15 protein-coding genes are annotated in these 17,947 nt (G+C 72.4%); 4 read left to right on the top strand and 11 right to left on the bottom strand.

The features are described 5' to 3' along the window. Positions 1 to 45 precede the first annotated feature (45 nt). Positions 46 to 1,872, top strand: a complete 1,827-nt coding sequence (asnB, locus tag UWG_RS0128840) for an asparagine synthase (glutamine-hydrolyzing) (protein WP_016910670.1) — start codon at positions 46 to 48, stop codon at positions 1,870 to 1,872. Between the two features lie 69 nt (positions 1,873 to 1,941). On the opposite strand, the gene UWG_RS0128845 is transcribed toward asnB, so the two are convergent. From UWG_RS0128845 to UWG_RS0128855, 3 genes are all read right to left on the bottom strand, one after another. After that, on the bottom strand, positions 1,942 to 3,141 hold the full coding sequence (locus UWG_RS0128845; protein ID WP_016910671.1) for a dipeptidase: 1,200 nt from the start codon (positions 3,139 to 3,141) through the stop codon (positions 1,942 to 1,944). Next, entirely contained in the window at positions 3,141 to 3,680 is a 540-nt protein-coding gene (gene purE / locus UWG_RS0128850) for a 5-(carboxyamino)imidazole ribonucleotide mutase (RefSeq protein ID WP_016910672.1), read from the bottom strand. Before purE ends, UWG_RS0128845 begins: the two co-directional genes overlap by 1 nt. A gap of 62 nt (positions 3,681 to 3,742) precedes the next feature. Beyond that, positions 3,743 to 4,882, bottom strand: coding sequence for a 5-(carboxyamino)imidazole ribonucleotide synthase (locus UWG_RS0128855; protein WP_029391870.1), 1,140 nt, complete (start codon positions 4,880 to 4,882; stop codon positions 3,743 to 3,745). 352 nt (positions 4,883 to 5,234) lie between these two features. Between UWG_RS0128855 and UWG_RS0128860 the strand changes: the two genes are divergently transcribed. After that, positions 5,235 to 5,741, top strand: a complete 507-nt coding sequence (locus tag UWG_RS0128860) for a GtrA family protein (protein ID WP_016910674.1) — start codon at positions 5,235 to 5,237, stop codon at positions 5,739 to 5,741. Here the strand turns inward: UWG_RS0128860 and UWG_RS0128865 are convergent. Together UWG_RS0128865 and UWG_RS0128870 are read right to left on the bottom strand one after the other, a co-directional pair. Further along, positions 5,682 to 6,941: an ATP-binding protein gene (locus tag UWG_RS0128865; protein ID WP_016910675.1), complete on the bottom strand. Its 1,260-nt coding sequence runs from the start codon at positions 6,939 to 6,941 to the stop codon at positions 5,682 to 5,684. The genes UWG_RS0128860 and UWG_RS0128865 overlap by 60 nt on opposite strands. A gap of 63 nt (positions 6,942 to 7,004) precedes the next feature. After that, positions 7,005 to 7,685 carry a response regulator transcription factor gene (locus UWG_RS0128870; RefSeq protein ID WP_016910676.1) on the bottom strand — a complete coding sequence of 227 codons (681 nt, stop codon included), beginning with the start codon at positions 7,683 to 7,685 and terminating at the stop codon, positions 7,005 to 7,007. A 405-nt stretch (positions 7,686 to 8,090) separates the two neighbouring features. Here UWG_RS0128870 and UWG_RS0128875 point away from each other — a divergent pair, with 405 nt between their 5' ends. Beyond that, complete coding sequence (locus tag UWG_RS0128875; protein ID WP_016910677.1) at positions 8,091 to 9,605, top strand: peptide MFS transporter; 1,515 nt, start codon at positions 8,091 to 8,093, stop codon at positions 9,603 to 9,605. 106 nt (positions 9,606 to 9,711) lie between these two features. Here the strand turns inward: UWG_RS0128875 and UWG_RS0128880 are convergent, their stop codons facing one another. Further along, complete coding sequence (locus tag UWG_RS0128880) at positions 9,712 to 10,374, bottom strand: ATP-binding protein (protein ID WP_016910678.1); 663 nt, start codon at positions 10,372 to 10,374, stop codon at positions 9,712 to 9,714. Between the two features lie 252 nt (positions 10,375 to 10,626). After that, complete coding sequence (locus tag UWG_RS0128885) at positions 10,627 to 11,007, bottom strand: STAS domain-containing protein (RefSeq protein ID WP_016910679.1); 381 nt, start codon at positions 11,005 to 11,007, stop codon at positions 10,627 to 10,629. Between the two features lie 259 nt (positions 11,008 to 11,266). Here UWG_RS0128885 and UWG_RS0128890 point away from each other — a divergent pair, with 259 nt between their 5' ends. Continuing rightward, positions 11,267 to 12,202, top strand: a complete 936-nt coding sequence (locus UWG_RS0128890) for an RNA polymerase sigma factor SigF (RefSeq protein ID WP_016910680.1) — start codon at positions 11,267 to 11,269, stop codon at positions 12,200 to 12,202. 94 nt (positions 12,203 to 12,296) lie between these two features. Here the strand turns inward: UWG_RS0128890 and hutI are convergent, their stop codons facing one another. The 4 genes from hutI to hutU are packed head-to-tail and all read right to left on the bottom strand — an operon-like array spanning position 12,297 to position 17,803. Next, positions 12,297 to 13,487: an imidazolonepropionase gene (gene hutI / locus UWG_RS0128895; protein ID WP_016910681.1), complete on the bottom strand. Its 1,191-nt coding sequence runs from the start codon at positions 13,485 to 13,487 to the stop codon at positions 12,297 to 12,299. Positions 13,488 to 13,524: 37 nt separating this feature from the next. Continuing rightward, positions 13,525 to 14,880 carry a formimidoylglutamate deiminase gene (locus tag UWG_RS0128900; RefSeq protein ID WP_016910682.1) on the bottom strand — a complete coding sequence of 452 codons (1,356 nt, stop codon included), beginning with the start codon at positions 14,878 to 14,880 and terminating at the stop codon, positions 13,525 to 13,527. Continuing rightward, positions 14,874 to 16,127: an allantoate amidohydrolase gene (locus UWG_RS0128905; RefSeq protein ID WP_016910683.1), complete on the bottom strand. Its 1,254-nt coding sequence runs from the start codon at positions 16,125 to 16,127 to the stop codon at positions 14,874 to 14,876. Before UWG_RS0128905 ends, UWG_RS0128900 begins: the two co-directional genes overlap by 7 nt. Continuing rightward, on the bottom strand, positions 16,124 to 17,803 hold the full coding sequence (gene hutU / locus UWG_RS0128910; protein WP_029391872.1) for a urocanate hydratase: 1,680 nt from the start codon (positions 17,801 to 17,803) through the stop codon (positions 16,124 to 16,126). Before hutU ends, UWG_RS0128905 begins: the two co-directional genes overlap by 4 nt. Positions 17,804 to 17,947 lie beyond the last annotated feature (144 nt).

Raw genomic sequence — 17,947 nt, forward strand, 5'->3', positions numbered from 1 at the left:
CATGGTGCATACATCTACCCGCTCGCGAGGGAAGGTCGATCGCCTGTGTGCGGCATCACCGGATGGGTCTCGTACCGTCGGGACCTCAACGAACACCAGCAGACCCTGAACGCCATGACGGAGACGATGGCGTGCCGTGGTCCGGACGCGCGCGGTTCCTGGATCGCACCGCACGCGGCGCTGGGCCACCGCCGTCTCGCCGTCATCGACCTGCCGGGCGGGGCGCAGCCGATGCGGATCGCCACCGACGACGGCGAGGTGGCGATGGTGTACAGCGGCGAGGCGTACAACTACACCGAGCTGCGCGGCGAACTCCGCAGCCGCGGCCACCGGTTCACCACCGACTCGGACACCGAGGTCGTCCTCCGCGGCTACCTGGAGTGGGGCGAGGCGCTCGCCGAGCGGCTCAACGGCATGTACTCCTTCGCGATCTGGGACGCGCGCACCGAGAAGCTGCTGATGCTCCGCGACCGGATGGGCATCAAGCCCTTCTACTTCTACGAGACCGAGGACGGCGTTCTCTTCGGCTCGGAGCCCAAGGCGATCCTCGCCAACCCGCTCTGCCCCGCCGAGGTCGGCCTCGACGGCCTGCGCGAGCTCTTCTCCTTCGCGAAGACGCCGGGCCACGCCGTCTGGGAGGGGATGCGGGAGCTGCGCCCCGGGCACCTCGCCGTGGCCGACCGCAACGGCGTGCGCGAGCAGGCGTACTGGCGGCTGGGCACCACCGACGCCAGGCCGGACCGCGAGACGGCCGTGGCGCACGTCCGCGAGCTGCTGGAGGACATCACGGCGCGCCAGCTCGTCGCCGACGTGCCCCGGTGCACCCTGCTCTCCGGGGGCCTCGACTCCTCGGCACTCACCGCCCTCGCCGCGCGCCGACTCGCGGAGAAGGGCGAGACGGTACGCAGCTTCGCGGTCGACTTCCCGCACCAGGCGGAGAACTTCCGGGCCATCGACGTCAGCCCCACCCAGGACACCCCGTACGTGCACGCGGTCGCCGAGCACGTGCGCTGCGACCACCGGGACATCGTCCTCGACGGCTCCTCGCTCTCGGACCCGGCCGTCAGGCGCGCCGTCGTCGAGGCCCGCGACCTGCCCATGGGCCTCGGGGACCGCGACAACTCGCTCTACCTGCTCTTCAAGGCGGTACGCGAGGAGTCGACGGTCGCGCTCTCGGGCGAATCGGCAGACGAGGTCTTCGGCGGCTACCCCTGGTTCCACGACGAGCGCGCAAGGACCGACACCTTCCCCTGGCTCGCGGGCGGGATGCGCCTCTTCGGCAACGCACTCGAACCAGGCCTCGCCCGCCAACTCGACCTCGACGCCTACGTCGCCGACCACTACGCGTCCGCCGTACGGGAGACGCCGTCGAAGGAGGGCGAGAGCGCGGCGGAGGCGCGGATGCGGCAGGTGTGCTACCTCCACCTGACCCGCATGGTGCAGACGCTCCTCGACCGCAAGGACCGGATGAGCATGGCCGTCGGCCTGGAGGTGCGCGTCCCCTTCTGCGACCACCGGCTCGTCGAGTACGTCTTCGACACCCCCTGGTCGCTGAAGACCTTCGACGGCCGCGAGAAGAGCCTGCTGCGCGCCGCCACCCGCGACCTGCTCCCGCAGTCGGTCGCCGACCGGAAGAAGAGCGGCTACCCGGGCAGCTTCGACCCGGATTACCTCGCCGCCGTGCAGTCGCAGACCGCCGGACTCCTCGCCGACGACCACCCGGCGCTCGCCCTCTGCGACCCCGCGGCGCTCCGCACGGCCACCGAGGCGACGGGCGACACCGTCACCCAGGAGCAGCGCTCCGCGATGGAGCGCACGCTCGACCTCGCCGTCTGGTTCGACCTCCACGAGCCGACGCTGAAACTCAACTGACCCGGCGGAGCAGCGACTCGGAGACCAGGTGCCGCACGGCCGTTCGCCCGGCCGTGCGGCACCGGCCGCTCAGCCGTCGAGCTGCTCGATCGTGGCGATCGACGGGCCCCGACGGGCGCGGAGGTCGCGCGCGGCGGCCTCCGCGTCGCGGAGGACGCGGACGGCGTTGCCCCAGGTGAGCTTGGCGAGGTCGGCCTCGGACCAGCGGCGGTCGAGGAGTTCGGCGACGAGGTTCGGGTAGCCGGCGACGTCGGCGAGGTCGGTGGGGGTGAAGGCGGTGCCGTCGTAGTCGCCGCCGATGCCGAGGTGGTCGATGCCGGCGACCTCGCGCATGTGGTCGAGGTGGTCGGCGACGGTCGAGGCGGTCGCCGACGGGCGCGGATGCGCCTCCTCGAACGCGGCCTGCACCTGCTTGCCGCGCGCGCTGAGGTCGAGCGGGCGGAGCCCGTGCGCGCGCATGTTCTCGTCCGCACGGCTCGTCCACTCGACGGCGGCGGGGAGGATGAACTTCGGCACGAAGGTCGCCATCGCCACGCCGCCGTTGGCGGGGAGTTGGGCGAGCACGTCGTCCGGGATGTTCCGCGGGTGGTCGCAGACGGCGCGCGCCGAGGAGTGCGAGAAGAGCACCGGCGCCTCGGTGACCCGCAGCGCGTCGCGCATCGTGTCGGCCGAGACGTGCGAGAGGTCGACGAGCATGCCGAGGCGGTTCATCTCGCGCACGACCTCCTCGCCGAAGCGGGTGAGCCCGCCGTGGACGGGTTCGTCGGTCGCGGAGTCGGCCCACGCGAGGTTGTCGTTGTGCGTCAGCGTCATGTAGCGGACGCCGAGGCGGTGGAGCGCGCGGAGGGTGGCGAGGGAGTTGTCGATCGAGTGGCCGCCCTCGGCCCCCATGAGCGAGGCGATCCTGCCGTCGGCCCGCGCCGCCTCCATCTCTTCCGCCGTGAAGGCGAGTCGGAGGACGTCGGGGTAGCGGTCGACGAGCCTGCGCACGACGTCGATCTGCTCCATCGTGGCGCTGACCGCGCGGTCCCCCGCGAGCTCGGCCGTGACGTAGACCGACCAGAACTGCCCTCCGACGCCGCCCTGCCGCAGCCGGGGCAGGTCGGTGTGGAGGTGGGCGTGCTGGTCCTCGGCGATGTCGCGGCGGTCGAGGTCGTAGCCGACCTGCTCGCGCAGCGCCCAAGGGAGGTCGTTGTGCCCGTCGACGACGGGGTGTTCGGCGAGGAGCTCGTGAGCGCGCTCCAGCGCGGGACGCATGCCGGTCGTCATCACTTGCCTCCGAATCCGAAGCCGGTCTCGCCCGAGACCTTGCCGCGCAGCCGCCGGCCCTTCTCCGCCGCCTGCTCCTCCAACTCGCCCTGGAACCGCACCATCCGCTCCCGCAGCCGCTCGTCGGCCGCGGCGAGGATGCGTACGGCGAGCAGCCCCGCGTTGCGTGCGCCGCCGACCGAGACGGTGGCGACGGGAACGCCCGCCGGCATCTGCACGATCGAGAGGAGCGAGTCCATACCGTCGAGGTGCTTGAGCGGGACGGGGACGCCGATCACCGGGAGCGGCGTCACGGAGGCGAGCATGCCGGGAAGGTGCGCGGCACCGCCGGCGCCGGCGATGATCGCCTTCAGGCCGCGGTCGGCCGCCCGCTCGCCGTACTCCAGCATCGCGCGCGGCATGCGGTGCGCCGAGACGACGTCGGCCTCGTAGCCGACGTCGAACTCGTCGAGCGCGGTGGCCGCCGCCTCCAGCACGGGCCAGTCCGAGTCGGAGCCCATCACGATGCCGACGGACGGGTGTTGGGGCTTACTGCTCATACCGGCGCTCCTCGCAGACTGACGGTGCTCACTCCCGGACGCGGCCCGCGAGGGGCCGCCGCTCACTCGGTGACGGTACCCCTGAGGTACCCGGCGGCGTGCGCCGCGCGCTCCCGTACGTCGTCGAGGTCGTCGCCGAAGGTGTTGACGTGGCCGACCTTGCGGCCCGGCTTCACGTCCTTGCCGTACATGTGGATCTTCAACTGCGGGTCCCTCGCCATGCAGTGGAGGTACGCCGCGTACATGTCGGGGTAGTCGCCGCCGAGGACGTTCGCCATCACGGTCCACGGAGCGCGCGGGTGCGGGTCGCCGAGCGGCAGGTCGAGGACGGCGCGGAGGTGGTTGGCGAACTGGGAGGTGACGGCGCCGTCCTGGGTCCAGTGGCCGGAGTTGTGCGGGCGCATCGCCAGCTCGTTGACGAGGACGCGGCCGTCCTCCGTCTCGAAGAGCTCGACCGCCAGGTGTCCGACGACACCCAGATCCTTCGCGATCCGCAGCGCCAACTCCTGCGCCTGCACGGCCGTTTCCTCGGCGAGGCCGGGCGCGGGCGCGATCACCGTGTCGCAGACGCCGTTCACCTGGATCGACTCGACCACCGGGTAGGCGACGGCCTGGCCGTGCGGCGAGCGCACCACGTCGGCCGCGAGTTCCCTGACGAAGGGGACCTTCTCCTCACCGAGCACCGGCACCCCGGCGAGAAACGGTTCAGCGGCCTCCTCGGTGCTGCGGACCACCCAGACGCCCTTGCCGTCGTACCCGCCGCGGACCGTCTTGAGGACCACGGGGAAGCCGCCGACCTCGGCGGCGAAAGCGGCGACGTCCGCCTCGTCGCGCACGATCCGGTGGCGCGGGCTGGGGATGCCGAGTTCGCTGAGGCGGCTCCGCATCACGCCCTTGTCCTGGGCGTGGGCGAGCGCCTCGGGCCCCGGGCGCACCACGACGCCCTCCGCCTCCAGGGCGCGCAGGTGCGCGGCCGGCACGTGCTCGTGGTCGAAGGTGACCACGTCGCAGCCGCGGGCGAAGGAGAGGAGCGTCGGCAGATCGCGGTAGTCGCCCACGACGACGTCGTTGACGACCTGCGCCGCCGAGTCCTGCGGGGTGTCCGCGAGGAGTCTGAACCTGATGCCGAGCGGGATGCCAGCCTCGTGCGTCATACGCGCGAGCTGACCGCCGCCGACCATACCGACCAGGGGATACGTCACGTACTTCAGCCTAACCCGCGACCCCGCTCCGGCCTGCGGCCCCCGTCTGCACGGCGCAGCGAGGCGGCGGCGCGGCGGCGCTTCGACGCGGCGAACCGGCGGCGCTTCGGCGTAGCCGCGCACGGCCGCGGCGGCTGCTGGTTAGCATGGCCCGGCCGGCACGGCCGCGGGGCATGCGCCCCGCCGCCGGCGAGGTCGCGCAGCGCGGCGACGGCTGCTGGTCAGCATGACCCGGCCGAACCGCGGGGCGGGGAACGGCCGGCAGACCAAGGCAGGCAGAGCGTCCGCCCCCGGGCGGTCGCGGACGGGGGCCGCCCGAGGGGCGGCCGCAGGACGGGGCGCAGCGACGACCATGGCTCAATGGCGCGGAGTCGGCGGAAGGCTGCGTGGACTCGTCCGTGAGGCGGCCAAGTTCGGCGCCGTGGGGGCCGTGGGGTTCCTCGTCAACGTCGTCGTCTTCAACGTCTGCATGCACAGCTTCCAGCTCGCGCCGATCCGCTCCGGCATCCTCGCGCAGACGCTGGCGATCGGCACCAACTACGTGGGCAACCGCTACTGGACCTACCGGCACGCGGACAAGCACCGCGTCCCGCGGGAGACGTCGCTCTTCTTCCTCTTCAGCGGCATCGCGCTGGTGCTGGAGAACGGCGTCCTCGCGCTCTCGCACTACGGCCTCGGCTACACCTCGGCGCTCGCCGACAACGTCGCGAAGAACGTGATCGGCCTGGGGCTCGGCACCGCGTTCCGCTTCTGGTCGTACCGCACCTGGGTCTTCCGGGACAGGCGGCGAGCGCCCGCGTCAGGAGCGGTCGGTCTCGCGGCTGAGGAACAGGCCGAAGACGGGCGGCAGTTGCTGTAGCAGCTCCAGTCGGCCGCCGTCGGCCTCGGCCCAGTCCCGGGCCACGGCGAGCCCGAGCCCCGTGGAGTTGCGCCCGCTCACGCTCCGCTCGAAGACCCGGGAGCCGAGCTGCGGATCGACGCCGGGGCCCTCGTCGCTCACCTCGACCACCGCCTGGTTGCCGGTGACGCGGGTACGCAGCGCGACCGTGCCCTCGCCGTGCATCAGCGAGTTCTCGATGAGCGTCGCCAGGACCTGCGCGACGGCCCCCGGTGTGCCGACGGCGTGCAGGCCCCGCTTCCCCGAGCGGACGAGCGCCCTGCCCTCGCTGCGGTAGGCCGGCTTCCACTCCTCGATCTGCTGCTTGACGACCTCGTCGAGGTCGAAGGTGATCGCCGAACCGTCCCTGGGGTCACGGGAGTTGGTGAGGAGCCGTTGGACGACGTCGGTGAGGCGCTCCACCTGGGCGAGCGCGATCGTCGCCTCCTCCTTGACGAGGGCGCGGTCCTCGGGGGTGTCCGCCTCTGCGGTCGCGATGATCTCCTCCAGGCGCATGGAGAGCGCCGTGAGCGGAGTGCGGAGCTGGTGCGAGGCGTCGGCGGCGAGGCGCCGCTCGGCGGTGAGCATGCGGCCGATGCGGTCGGCGCTGGAGTCGAGGACGTCGGCGACGCGGTCCAACTCCGGTACGCCGTAGCGCCGGTGGCGCGGACGCGGGTCGCCCGAGCCGAGGCGCTCTGCGGTCTCGGCGAGGTCGGTGAGCGGTGCCCCGACCCGGTGGGCCTGCCGCACGGCGAGGATCGCCGCCGAGGCGACCGCGAGGAGCGCAACCGCGAGGATGATCATCAGTGTCCGCACCACCTCGGCGCGGACGACGGAGCGCGGCTCCTGGACCAGGACCTCCTCGCCCTGCGACCCCTTCTCCCGCGCCGTGACCGCGTCGCTGGAGGGCTCCTCGCCGAGCTCGATCGGCTTCCGTCCGGGGACGTCGATGCGGACGTAGCGGTCGTCGGACGCGGTGATGCCGATCGACTTCGGCGTCACCCGCTCCCCCGCCACGAGCCGGCTCTCCACGGTGCCGACGAGCCGCGCCGCCTCCGAGCGGACGCCGTCCTTCGCGCTCGCCTCGATCGTCCTCGACTCGACGATCACGAGTGAGATCCCGAAGACGGCGACGACGACGAGGACCACGGAGAGCGTGGAGGAGATGAGTTGGCGTCTCACCGGTCACCTGGATCGGGTCGCGGGGCGTCCGTGCCCCTTCTTTCGGTCTTCCTGGCGGTTCCTTCAGCTCTTCTCGAAGCGGAAGCCGACCCCTCGGACGGTGGCGATGTACCTCGGGTTGGCGGCGTCGTCGCCGAGCTTCTTGCGGAGCCAGGAGATGTGCATGTCCAGGGTCTTGGTCGAGGACCACCAGGTGGTGTCCCAGACCTCGCGCATGAGCTGGTCCCTCGTGACGACGCGGCCCGCGTCCCGCACGAGGACCCTGAGGAGGTCGAACTCCTTCGCCGTGAGCTGGAGTTCGTCCTCGCCCATCCAGGCGCGGTGGGACTCGACGTCGATCCGCACGCCGTGCGTCGCGGGGCTCGCCGCGGGTTCCTGCGGGATGCCGCGGCGCAGCAGCGCGCGTACCCGCGCGAGGAGTTCGGCGAGGCGGAAGGGCTTGGTGACGTAGTCGTCGGCGCCGGCGTCGAGCCCGACGACGGTGTCCACCTCGTCGGCGCGGGCGGTGAGGACAAGGACGGGGAACGTGTGCCCCTCGGTGCGCAGCCGGCGGCAGACCTCCAGGCCGTCGATCCCCGGGAGGCCGAGGTCGAGGACGACGAGGTCGATGCCCTCGCTGAGTCCGGCGTCGAGCGCCGTGGGGCCGTCCTCGCGCACCTCGACCTCGTAGCCCTCCCGGCGGAGGGCGCGGGCGAGCGGTTCCGAGATCGAGGCGTCGTCCTCGGCCAGCAGTACTCGGGTCATGGCCCGATGGTAATCCTCGTCGCCGACGGTAGCCGCGGGTACCGAGGTTCGGACGCGCCCCCGCCACGGATGCACGGAGGGTGAGCAACTCGCTGCGGAGGCCGGACGAACACCCTCGGACTGGTGTGATCTGTCTCGCACACCCTTTTCGTCCCCTCGCGGTGGTGACGTAAGGTGAGAGCACTACTTGTAGTGACGTTCGCGTAGTTGAAAGTCGGCGTAGTCAACGTCAAGGACTCTCGGCCACCCAGCACCACATGGCCAGGGTCCTTTTGCGTGTGAGCCCCGCGTGCACAGCGGGCCGGGTCTCGCGCACCCCCACACCGGACGCGTTCACGCCTCTCGTACGGCGCAGTGCGGGCTTCGCGTTCCGGAAGAGTCCGAAAAAAGCAAGGAATACGCACTATGGCGCCCAGCCCGACGCAGGCAGCCGCCGGCGACACCGGGGGCAAGACCTTCTTCGGCCACCCACGCGGCTTGGCCACTCTCTTCATGACGGAGATGTGGGAGCGCTTCAGCTTCTACGGCATGCGCGCCCTCCTCGTCGTCTACCTCATCGCGGGCGGGCCCGACGCGGACTCGTCCGCCGTCGGCGGCGGCCTCGCGATGGACCTCGCCACGGCGACGGCCATCTACTCCGTCTACAACGCCATGGTCTATCTGCTGACCATGCCCGGCGGCTGGTTCGGCGACCGGGTCTGGGGCCCGCGCAAGACCGTCGCCGTCGCCGCCGGCGTCATCATGGCCGGCCACCTCTGCCTCGCGCTGCCGGGCCAGAGCGTCTTCTTCGTCGGCCTCGCGTTCGTCGCGATCGGCTCGGGGCTGCTGAAGGCGAACATCTCCGCGATGGTCGGCGACCTCTACAACGGTCCCGACGACCCGCGCAGGGACGGCGGGTTCACCGTCTTCTACATGGGGATCAACCTCGGCTCCTTCTGCGCCCCGCTCGTGATCGGCACCGTCGGCCAGACCGTCAACTGGCACCTGGGCTTCGCGCTCGCCGCCGTCGGCATGGGGCTCGGCCTCGTCCAGTTCCTGCTCGGCTCGCGCCACCTGGGCGAGCGCAGCAACCTCGTGCCGTCGCCGCTGAGCGACAAGGAGCGCAGCTCGGTGGTGCGCAAGGGGCTGATCTGGCTCGCGGCCGCGGCCGTCTTCTACGGCATCGTCGTGGGCACCGGGCACTTCACGCTCAACTGGGCGATGGTGCCGCTCACCGTCCTCGGCCTGGTGCTCCCCGTCGGCATGCTGGTGCGGATCAAGCGGGACAGGGACCTCTCGCGCGCCGAGCAGGGCAAGATGAGCGGCTACATCTGGTTCTTCGCCGCCGCCGCGATCTTCTGGATGATCTACGACCAGGGCGCCTCGACGGTCCAGGCGTTCGGCGACACCAAGACCGACACCTCGATCCTCGGCTGGTCGTTCCCCTCCACCTGGTTCCAGTCGATCAACCCGCTCCTCATCATCCTGCTCGCGCCGGTCTTCGCCGCGATATGGGTGGCGCTGGCCCGGCGCAGCAAGGAGCCCTCGACGACCGGGAAGTTCTCCTTCGCGCTCGTCGTCACGGGGCTGTCGTTCTTCGCGTTCCTCGTCCCCATGGCGATGGCCCAGGACGGCAAGGTGAGCCCGATGTGGCTGGTGCTCATCTTCCTGCTGCACACCATCGCCGAGCTCTGCCTCTCGCCCGTCGGCCTCTCGGTCACGACGAAGCTGGCACCGGCGAAGTACGCGAGCCAGCTCATGGGCGTCTGGTTCCTCGCGGTGACCGCGGGCGACAGCATCACCGGGCTCCTCGCCATCGGCGGGGCCGACCTCAGCGGCAGGGGCATCGTCGCGATGGAGGCAACCCTCGCGGTGCTCGCCGGATTCGCGGTGTACATGTACCGCAAGAAGATCGCGGCGCAGATGGAGACCGCGGACTGAGCCCCGCGCCGCCCCCCGCCGGGCGCGGGGGCGGCGCGCCGTCCGCCTCGGCCCCGGCCGGAGTTGTCCGGTCGGGGCCGAGGCGTACGCAGAGGCTGTACGGGTGTCAGTTGGGGGCGGCGAGCTCGGCCCAGACGGTCTTGCCCGTGCCCTGGGGACTGCGGACGACGCCCCAGTCGAGGCAGAGCCGCTGCACGATGAACATGCCGTGCCCGCCCGGGCGGCCCACGCGGTGCGGTGTGCGCGGCGAGGGCGAGCCGCTCCCCGCGTCGACGACCTCGACCCGCAGCACCTTGGCGCCGTTCCCGAGCCGCAGCTCCTCCGGCCCTTCGGCGTGCAGGCAGGCGTTGGTCACCAGTTCCGAGACGACGAGCAACGCGTCCTCGGCCGCGGCGCGTTGGTCGGCGGTGGCGGCGGGGAGCCAGCTCCAGTCGTGGAGCGCCTGCCGGGTGAAGTCGCGGGCCCGCGCGACCGCTCCCCCCGCCCCGGCGAGCCGGAGCCGGCGCACCTGGCGCAGGACGGGGGTCGTGGCCGTGGACGTTCCGCCGGGCTCACCGGTCGGTTGCGCTGCGCCGCACGCTGCCGCGGCGCCCTCGGCGGCGTTACGCACGGTGCCGCCACCTCCCTCGGTGCCCGCAGCGCCGGCTCCGGCGATCGGCGGCTCCTGGAGACCACCGTCAGCAGCCGCGGCCTCCGGCGCGGCGGCGGCAGGGAAGCTCTCGGGCTCCTGGCCGCCGTCGCCGGCCGATTGGGGCCGGGTGGTGCTCATCAGTGGTTCACCTCACCGATCACCGTTTACCGATTCGTCTGCTGGCGCCAGTCTGGTCGCGCTGTTAACGAATGCCTGACAGATTCAGAGGTCTCCTGCCCTGCCGCACCGTGAGAACACCCACGGATTCGGCCGGACTGGTGTGATGCGTGTAACGCGCGGATGTCGGTTCGGCATACCCCTGCCGGGGCCCCGCCGACACATCGCCCCCCGTGACCTGCGACGTTCCAACTCGCCCCGCGCGGGCGGAAGTTATGCTTCCGGCGCTCCGGCAAGGGCGGATTCGAGGTCCTCGTGGACGGTGAACACCGCTGTCGCTCCGGTGATTTCGAAGACTCTGGCGACGACGGGAAGCATCCCCGCGAGGTGGACCCCGCCTCCGGCGGACTCGGCTTTCAGCCGCGCGCCCAGCAGCACGTTCAGCCCGGTGGAATCGCAGAACTCGAGCCGCGAGCAGTCCACCACGAGGCGGGACCTGCCCTCCTCGACGCAGCGCTCCAGCGGCTCTCGCAGCGCCTCGGCGGTATGGTGATCGAGCTCACCCTCGGGGGTCACCACGGCACTGGCGCCCGCGTACCGTACGTCGACCGTCAGTCGGCCCCGGCTCGTGCTGCCGGGCACTCCGCGGTCCATGCACACCCCTTCTGGTTGCGTGAGGGTTTCGTGACGCTGCGGCGCCTCCGCCCTCGTCGAGCGGTTAGAACCCTACGCCCTCCCGGGCACGACCGGTACCCGAACAACCAACAGACTTGAACAAAGCGGACATTACGCGCTTGCCAGGGCCACACAGAAGCAGGTAGGGCTAGTAGTGACATCCGTAGAACACGTCGGCTTTGGAGGCGCCGCACCTCGTAGTGCACGTCACGGCTCCGGCAGCCATATGCCGAGAAAGATGGAGGACACCATGTCACCCCGGCTCGACCACGGGATATCGGAGTTCACCGACCCGGCCGTTCCGGAAGACCACGCCCCGGAACGGGATGCGGACCACACGAGCCCGGACTCGGTGGAGGAAATCCTCGACCAGCTCCAGATACCCGAGATCCCACCGTACGACCAGGTGGGGCCCGTTGACGCACGGGCTCTCTCCAAGACCCTCTTCGGTCGGTTGGAGAACCTCGAAGAAGGCACGCACGAGTACGCGTACGTCCGGAACACCCTCGTCGAACTGAACCTCGCGCTCGTCAAGTTCGCGGCCTCCAGGTTCCGCTCCCGGAGCGAGCCGATGGAGGACATCATCCAGGTCGGCACGATCGGCCTGATCAAGGCGATCGACCGCTTCGAGCTGGGCCGCGGGGTGGAGTTCCCCACCTTCGCGATGCCGACGATCGTCGGCGAGATCAAGCGCTTCTTCCGCGACACCTCCTGGTCCGTCCGCGTACCGCGGCGCCTCCAGGAGCTCCGGCTCGACCTCGCCAAGGCGGGCGACGAGCTGGCGCAGCGCCTCGACCGCTCCCCCACCGTCGACGAGCTCGCCGAGCGCCTCAGCATCTCCACGGAGGAGGTCGTCGAGGGCATGGCGGCGAGCAACGCGTACACCGCGAGCTCGCTCGACGCGCAGCCCGAGGAGGACGACACCGAGGGGACCCTCGCCGACCGCATCGGCTACGAGGACCACGGCCTCGAGGGCATCGAGTACATCGAGTCGCTGAAGCCGCTCATCGCGGAACTGCCGCCGCGCGACCGCAAGATCCTCTCGCTCCGCTTCGTCGCCGGGATGACGCAGTCGGAGATCGGCGAGGAGCTGGGCATCTCGCAGATGCACGTCTCCCGGCTCCTCTCCAGGACCCTCCGCCGCCTGCGTGCGGGGCTGACCCTGGAGGAGTGACGCGCCGAACGCGTACGTGCGTGGGCCGTCCCGGTGCACACCGGGGCGGCCCACTGCGTTGTTCCCGACTGCCCCGCGCCCGGCGGCAGTCGGTTCAGACCCTCCGCACCCCGCGCTCCCAGACCGCCGCCACCAGCGGGACGCCCGGACGATAGGCGAGGTGGACGTGCGAGGGCGCGTCGAGCAGGACGGCGTCGGCGCGGGCGCCGGGGCGCAGGGTGCCCACGTCGGTGCGGCGGAGGGCGCGGGCGCCGCCCGCGGTGGCGGACCAGAGCGCCTCGTCTGGCGTCATGTGCATCTCCCGGACGGCGAGCGCGAGGCAGAACGGCATCGAAGAGGTGTAGGAAGAGCCCGGGTTGCAGTCGGTGGAGAGGGCCACCGTCGCGCCCGCGTCGAGCAGGGCACGCGCGTCGGGGTAGCGGGAGCGGGTGGAGAACTCGCAGCCGGGCAGGAGCGTGGCGACCGTGTCGCCCTCGGCGAGCGCCTCGACGTCGGCGGGCGCGAGGTGGGTGCAGTGGTCGGCCGACGCGGCGTCGAGCTCGACGGCGAGCCGCACCCCCGGGCCCGCACCGAGCTGGTTGGCGTGGACGCGTGCGCCCAGGCCGCGCGCCTGCCCCGCGGTGAGGACCGCCCGCGCCTGGTCGCCGTCGAACGCTCCCTCCTCGCAGAAGACGTCGATCCAACGCGCGTACGGAGCGCAGGAGTCGAGCATCTCTCCGGTGACGAGCGCGACGTAGCCGGCCGGGTCGTCCGCGAACTCGGCGGGGACGACGTGCGCGCCGAGATAGGTGGTCTCGTCCGTGTGGCGCGCCGCGACGCGCAGCGCGCGGGACTCGTCCCGGGGTGTGAGCCCGTAGCCCGACTTGGTCTCCACGGTGGTGGTGCCCTGCCGCAGCATCTCGTCGAGGTGGGCGGCGAGGGTCGCCGCGAGGCTCTCGTCGTCGGCCTCGCGGGTGGCGGCGACGGTGGTGCGGATGCCGCCCGCCGAGTAACGCACGCCGGACATGCGGGCGTTGAACTCGGCCGTGCGGTCGCCCGCGTAGAGCAGGTGGGAGTGCGAGTCGACGAAGCCGGGGACGACGGCGCGGCCGTCGGCACGGAACTCCTCGTCGGCGGGAGGCGCCTGCGCGTCGGGGCCGACCCAGGCGACCTCGCCGTCCTGGAGGACGAGCGCCGCGTCGTGGACGAGGCCGAGCGGGCCCTCGCCCAGCTCGGGCGCGTTGGTGGCGAGGGTGCCGATGCCGGTGAGGACGGTCGACGGCGTGCGGGGTTCTGCTGCGGTCATCTGGCGGCTCCCGGTGGGGCGTTCGGCGGGCGGCGGGTCACGGCGTCACGGCACCGACCGCGGCGGCGAGCGCGCCGCCCACGTCGCCCACGCGCAGGTGGACGCCGTCCCGCACGACGTGCCTCCCGGCCACCACCGTATGGCGGACGTCGGCCGCGGTGGCGGCGAACACGGCGGTCTCGGCGGCGGTCTCGGCGGGCGGGCCCGCGGTGCGCACGGTGTCGAGCGCGACGGTGGTGAAGTCGGCGAGGCGGCCCGGTTCGAGTGCGCCGGCGTCCGGCCAGCCGAGCGCCGCGTGTCCGGCGGACGTTGCCGCGTCGAGGAGTTCGGCGGCGGTGAAGTGGCCGCGTACGCCTGTCGCGAGGCGCTGGTCGAGTTCGAGGGAGCGGGCCTCGGCGAGCAGGTCGACGCGGGCGTGGCTGTCGGTTCCGAGCGACAACCGCACGCCCTCGGCCGCGAGTCGGGGCGCGGGGCCGATGCCGTCCGCGAGGTCGCGTTCCGTGGTGGGGCAGAAGCAGGCGCCCGTGCGGGTGCCGCCGAGGAGGCCGATGTCCTCGGGCGTCAGGTGCGTCGCGTGGACGGCCGTGGTCAGCGGGCCGAGGACGCCGTGGTCGGCGAGGAGCCGTGCGGGCGTGCGGCCGTACGCCTCGACGCAGGCGGTGTTCTCGGCCGGCTGCTCCGAGAGGTGCACGTGGAGCGGGGCCGAGGAGCGGCGAGCCCACTCGGCGACCGTCGCCAACTCCCGTGCGGGCACGGCCCGTACGGAGTGCACGGCGGCGCCGCAGCGGACCGTGGCGGAGGTCGCGAGGGACCCGGCCAGCGCCTCGGCGCGCTCGGCCCACGCGGCGGCCGAGCCGTCGGAGAACCGGAGTTGGACGCCCTCGGGCGGGACACCCGCGCCGTCGGGCGTCGGGCCGGACGAGAGGTAGGCCGTGTCGAGCAGCGTGAGCCGGACTCCGGCCTCCGCCGCCGCCTCGACGAGCGCCGCGCCCATGGCGTTCGGGTCCGAGTAGCGGCGCCCGTCAGGACCGTGGTGGAGGTAGTGGAACTCGCCGACGCAGGTGACGCCCGCGAGGGCCATCTCGGCGTAGGCGGCGCGGGCGAGCGCCAGGTAGGTGTCGGGGTCGAGCGCCGCCGCGACCTCGTACATCGTCTCGCGCCAGGTCCAGAAGGTGCCGCGGTCGCGCTGGACGGTGCCGCGCAGGGCCCGGTGGAAGGCGTGCGAGTGGGCGTCGGCGAAGCCCGGGAGGGTGAGGCCGCAGAGCACTTCGGCGCCCCGGGGCGGCGAGGGGGCACGGGCCACGGAGGTGAGGACGCCGCCCTCGCACTCCAGCAGGACGCCCGTGGCAACCGCCCCGCCGATCCAGGCGTGTTGGCACCAGTAACTCAGCACGCCAGCTCCTCCAGCACGTCGGCGAGCGCGGTGACGCCGGCGAGGCAGTCCTCCTCCGCGGCGTACTCCGCCGGCGCGTGCGAGACGCCGGTGGGGTTGCGCACGTAGAGCATCGCGGTGGGGACGGAGCCGGCGAGGATGCCGGCGTCGTGGCCGGCTCCGGTGGGGAGGACGGGGACAGGGCCCGCGCCGTCGGCGAGGCGCCGGGCGAGGCGGTCGCGGAGCGCGTCGGCGAAGACCACGCGCGAGGTGAACGACTCGCGGACCACGGCGACTTGGACGCCGTCGCGGCCGCCCCGCTCCACCGCGGCGCGCTCGATACCGGCGACGACACGGTCGAGGGTCTCCTCATCCGCCGCGCGCGAGTCGAGCCAGCCGCTGACGCGGGACGCGATCGCGTTGACGGCCCCCGGCTCGACGTCGACCCTGCCGAAGGTGGCGAGGGCTTCTGCGAGACGGGCCTCCTCGCGGGCCGCGAGGACGGTGCCCGCATAGGTGAGCATGGGGTCGCGGCGGTCGGCGAGGCGTGTCGTGCCCGCGTGGTTGCCCTCGCCCGAGAAATCGAACCGCCATCGGCCGTGCGGCCAGATCGCGGAGGCGACACCGACGGGGTGCGCGGTGTCGGCGAGGGCCCTGCCCTGCTCGATGTGGAGCTCGACGAACGCACTCAGCGCCGCGAGGCGTTCGGGGTCGGGCCCCACGAACTCCGGGTCGTGGCCCGCGCGTTCCATCGCGTGCAGCAGCCCGGTGCCGTCCGCGTCGCGGAGTTCGGCGGCCTGCGCCCGGTCGAGCAGCCCGGTGGCGAGGCGGGAGCCGACGCAGGAGAGGCCGAAGCGGGCGCCCTCCTCGTCGGTGAAGTTGACGACGGCGAGCGGGTGCTGGAGCCGCGCCCCGCGCCGGTGAAGCTCGTCGAGGGCGGCGAAGGCCGAGACGACGCCGAGGGGGCCGTCGAAGGCGCCGCCGTCGGGTACGGAGTCGAGGTGGGAACCGGTGGCGACGGCGCCGCCCGCGCTGCGGTCCCCCAGCCACGCCCACTGGTTGCCGTTGCCGTCGATCTCGTGGTGCAGCCCTCTCGCCACGGCCTGGGCGCGGAACCAGGCGCGGCAGTCGGCGTCCTGGGACGTCCAGGCGAAGCGCCGGTAGCCGCTCGTCCCCCCGCAGCGGCCGAGCGGCTCCAACTGGCGCCACATGGCGTCGAATCCGGGGCCCGGGGCGTATCCGGCCCCGGCGAACGTCGGGTGGCTCATGCGCCGTGCTCCCCAGCCCGTTCCTCGGCCGGCATCGGGACGTGGACGCCGCGCTCGGAGGCGACCTCGGCGGCCCGCTCGTATCCCGCGTCGACGTGCCGGATCACGCCCATGCCCGGGTCGTTGGTGAGGACGCGGAGAAGTTTCTCGCCGGCGAGCGTGGTGCCGTCGGCGACACTGACCTGGCCGGCGTGGAGCGAGCGGCCCATGCCGACGCCGCCGCCGTGGTGGAAGGAGACCCAGGAGGCGCCCGAGGCGACGTTGACCATGGCGTTGAGGAGCGGCCAGTCGGCGATCGCGTCCGAGCCGTCGAGCATGTCCTCCGTCTCCCGGTACGGGGAGGCGACCGAGCCGCAGTCGAGGTGGTCCCTGCCGAGGACGACGGGGGCTTGCAACTCGCCGTTGGAGACCATGTCGTTGAAGCGTTCCCCGGCCTCGGCGCGCTCCCCGTACCCGAGCCAGCAGATGCGCGCCGGCAGCCCCTGGAAGGAGACGCGTTCGCCGGCGAGCTTCAGCCAGCGGGCCAACGAGGCGTCCTCCGGGAAGAGTTCGAGGAGGGCGCGGTCGGTCGCCGCGATGTCGGCGGGGTCGCCGGAGAGCGCCGCCCAGCGGAACGGGCCCTTGCCCTCGCAGAAGAGCGGGCGGATGTACGCGGGTACGAAGCCGGGGTAGGCGAAGGCCCGCTCGTATCCGGCGAGTCGGGCCTCGCCGCGCAGGGAGTTGCCGTAGTCGAACACCTCGGCACCCGCGTCCTGGAAGCCGACCATCGCCTCGACGTGGCGGGCCATGGATTCGCGCGCCCGCCGCGTGAAGTCCTCGGGTTCTGCCGCCGCGTACTCCTCCCTGTCCGCCTGCTCGACGCCGAGCGGCAGGTAGCTGAGCGGGTCGTGCGCCGACGTCTGGTCGGTGACGATGTCCACGGGGGCGCCCTCGGCGAGGTACCGCGGCACCAACTCGGCCGCGTTGCCGAGGACTCCGACGGAGAGCGGTCGGCGCTCCCGCCGCGCCTCCTCGGCGAGGCGGAGTGCGTGCGCCGGGTCGTCGGCCGAGACGTCGAGGTAGCCGTGGGCGATGCGGCGGTCGATGGCGCGCTGGTCGCAGTCGATGCAGAGGGCCACGCCGTCGTTCATGGTGACGGCGAGCGGCTGGGCCCCGCCCATGCCGCCGAGCCCCGCGGTGAGGGTGAGGGTGCCGGCGAGGGTTCCGCCGAACCGCTTCGCCGCGACGGCGGCGAAGGTCTCGTAGGTGCCCTGGAGGATGCCCTGCGTCCCGATGTAGATCCACGAACCGGCCGTCATCTGCCCGTACATGGTGAGTCCGAGGTGCTCCAGGCGGCGGAACTCCTCCCAATTGGCCCAGTCGCCCACGAGGTTGGAGTTGGCGATCAGCACCCTCGGCGCCCACTCGTGCGTCTGCATCACGCCGACGGGGCGGCCCGACTGGACCAACATCGTCTCGTCGCCCCTGAGTTCGGTGAGGGTGCGCACCATGGCGTCGTAGGAGCGCCAGTCGCGCGCCGCCTTTCCCGTGCCGCCGTAGACGACGAGCCGGTCGGGGTGCTCGGCCACCTCCGGGTCGAGGTTGTTCTGGAGCATCCGCAGGGCGGCCTCCTGCGGCCAGCCGTGCGCACTCAACCGTGTGCCGCGCGGCGCCCGTACGGTCCGCGGTGCTGCCATGGCGCCCTGCCTCTCTGAGAACGACGAGGGGTATTCAGTAACTGTATGGGGTGAATAGGTTCAGTCAACAGGCCCCGCGGCGCGGCACGCGGGCGGTCTCGGTCCGCTCGCTCCGGTGTGGCGGAGTCGCCTCAACTGCGGCTC

The organism is Streptomyces xiaopingdaonensis, assembly GCF_000262345.1.
GTDB lineage: Bacteria > Actinomycetota > Actinomycetes > Streptomycetales > Streptomycetaceae > Streptomyces > Streptomyces xiaopingdaonensis.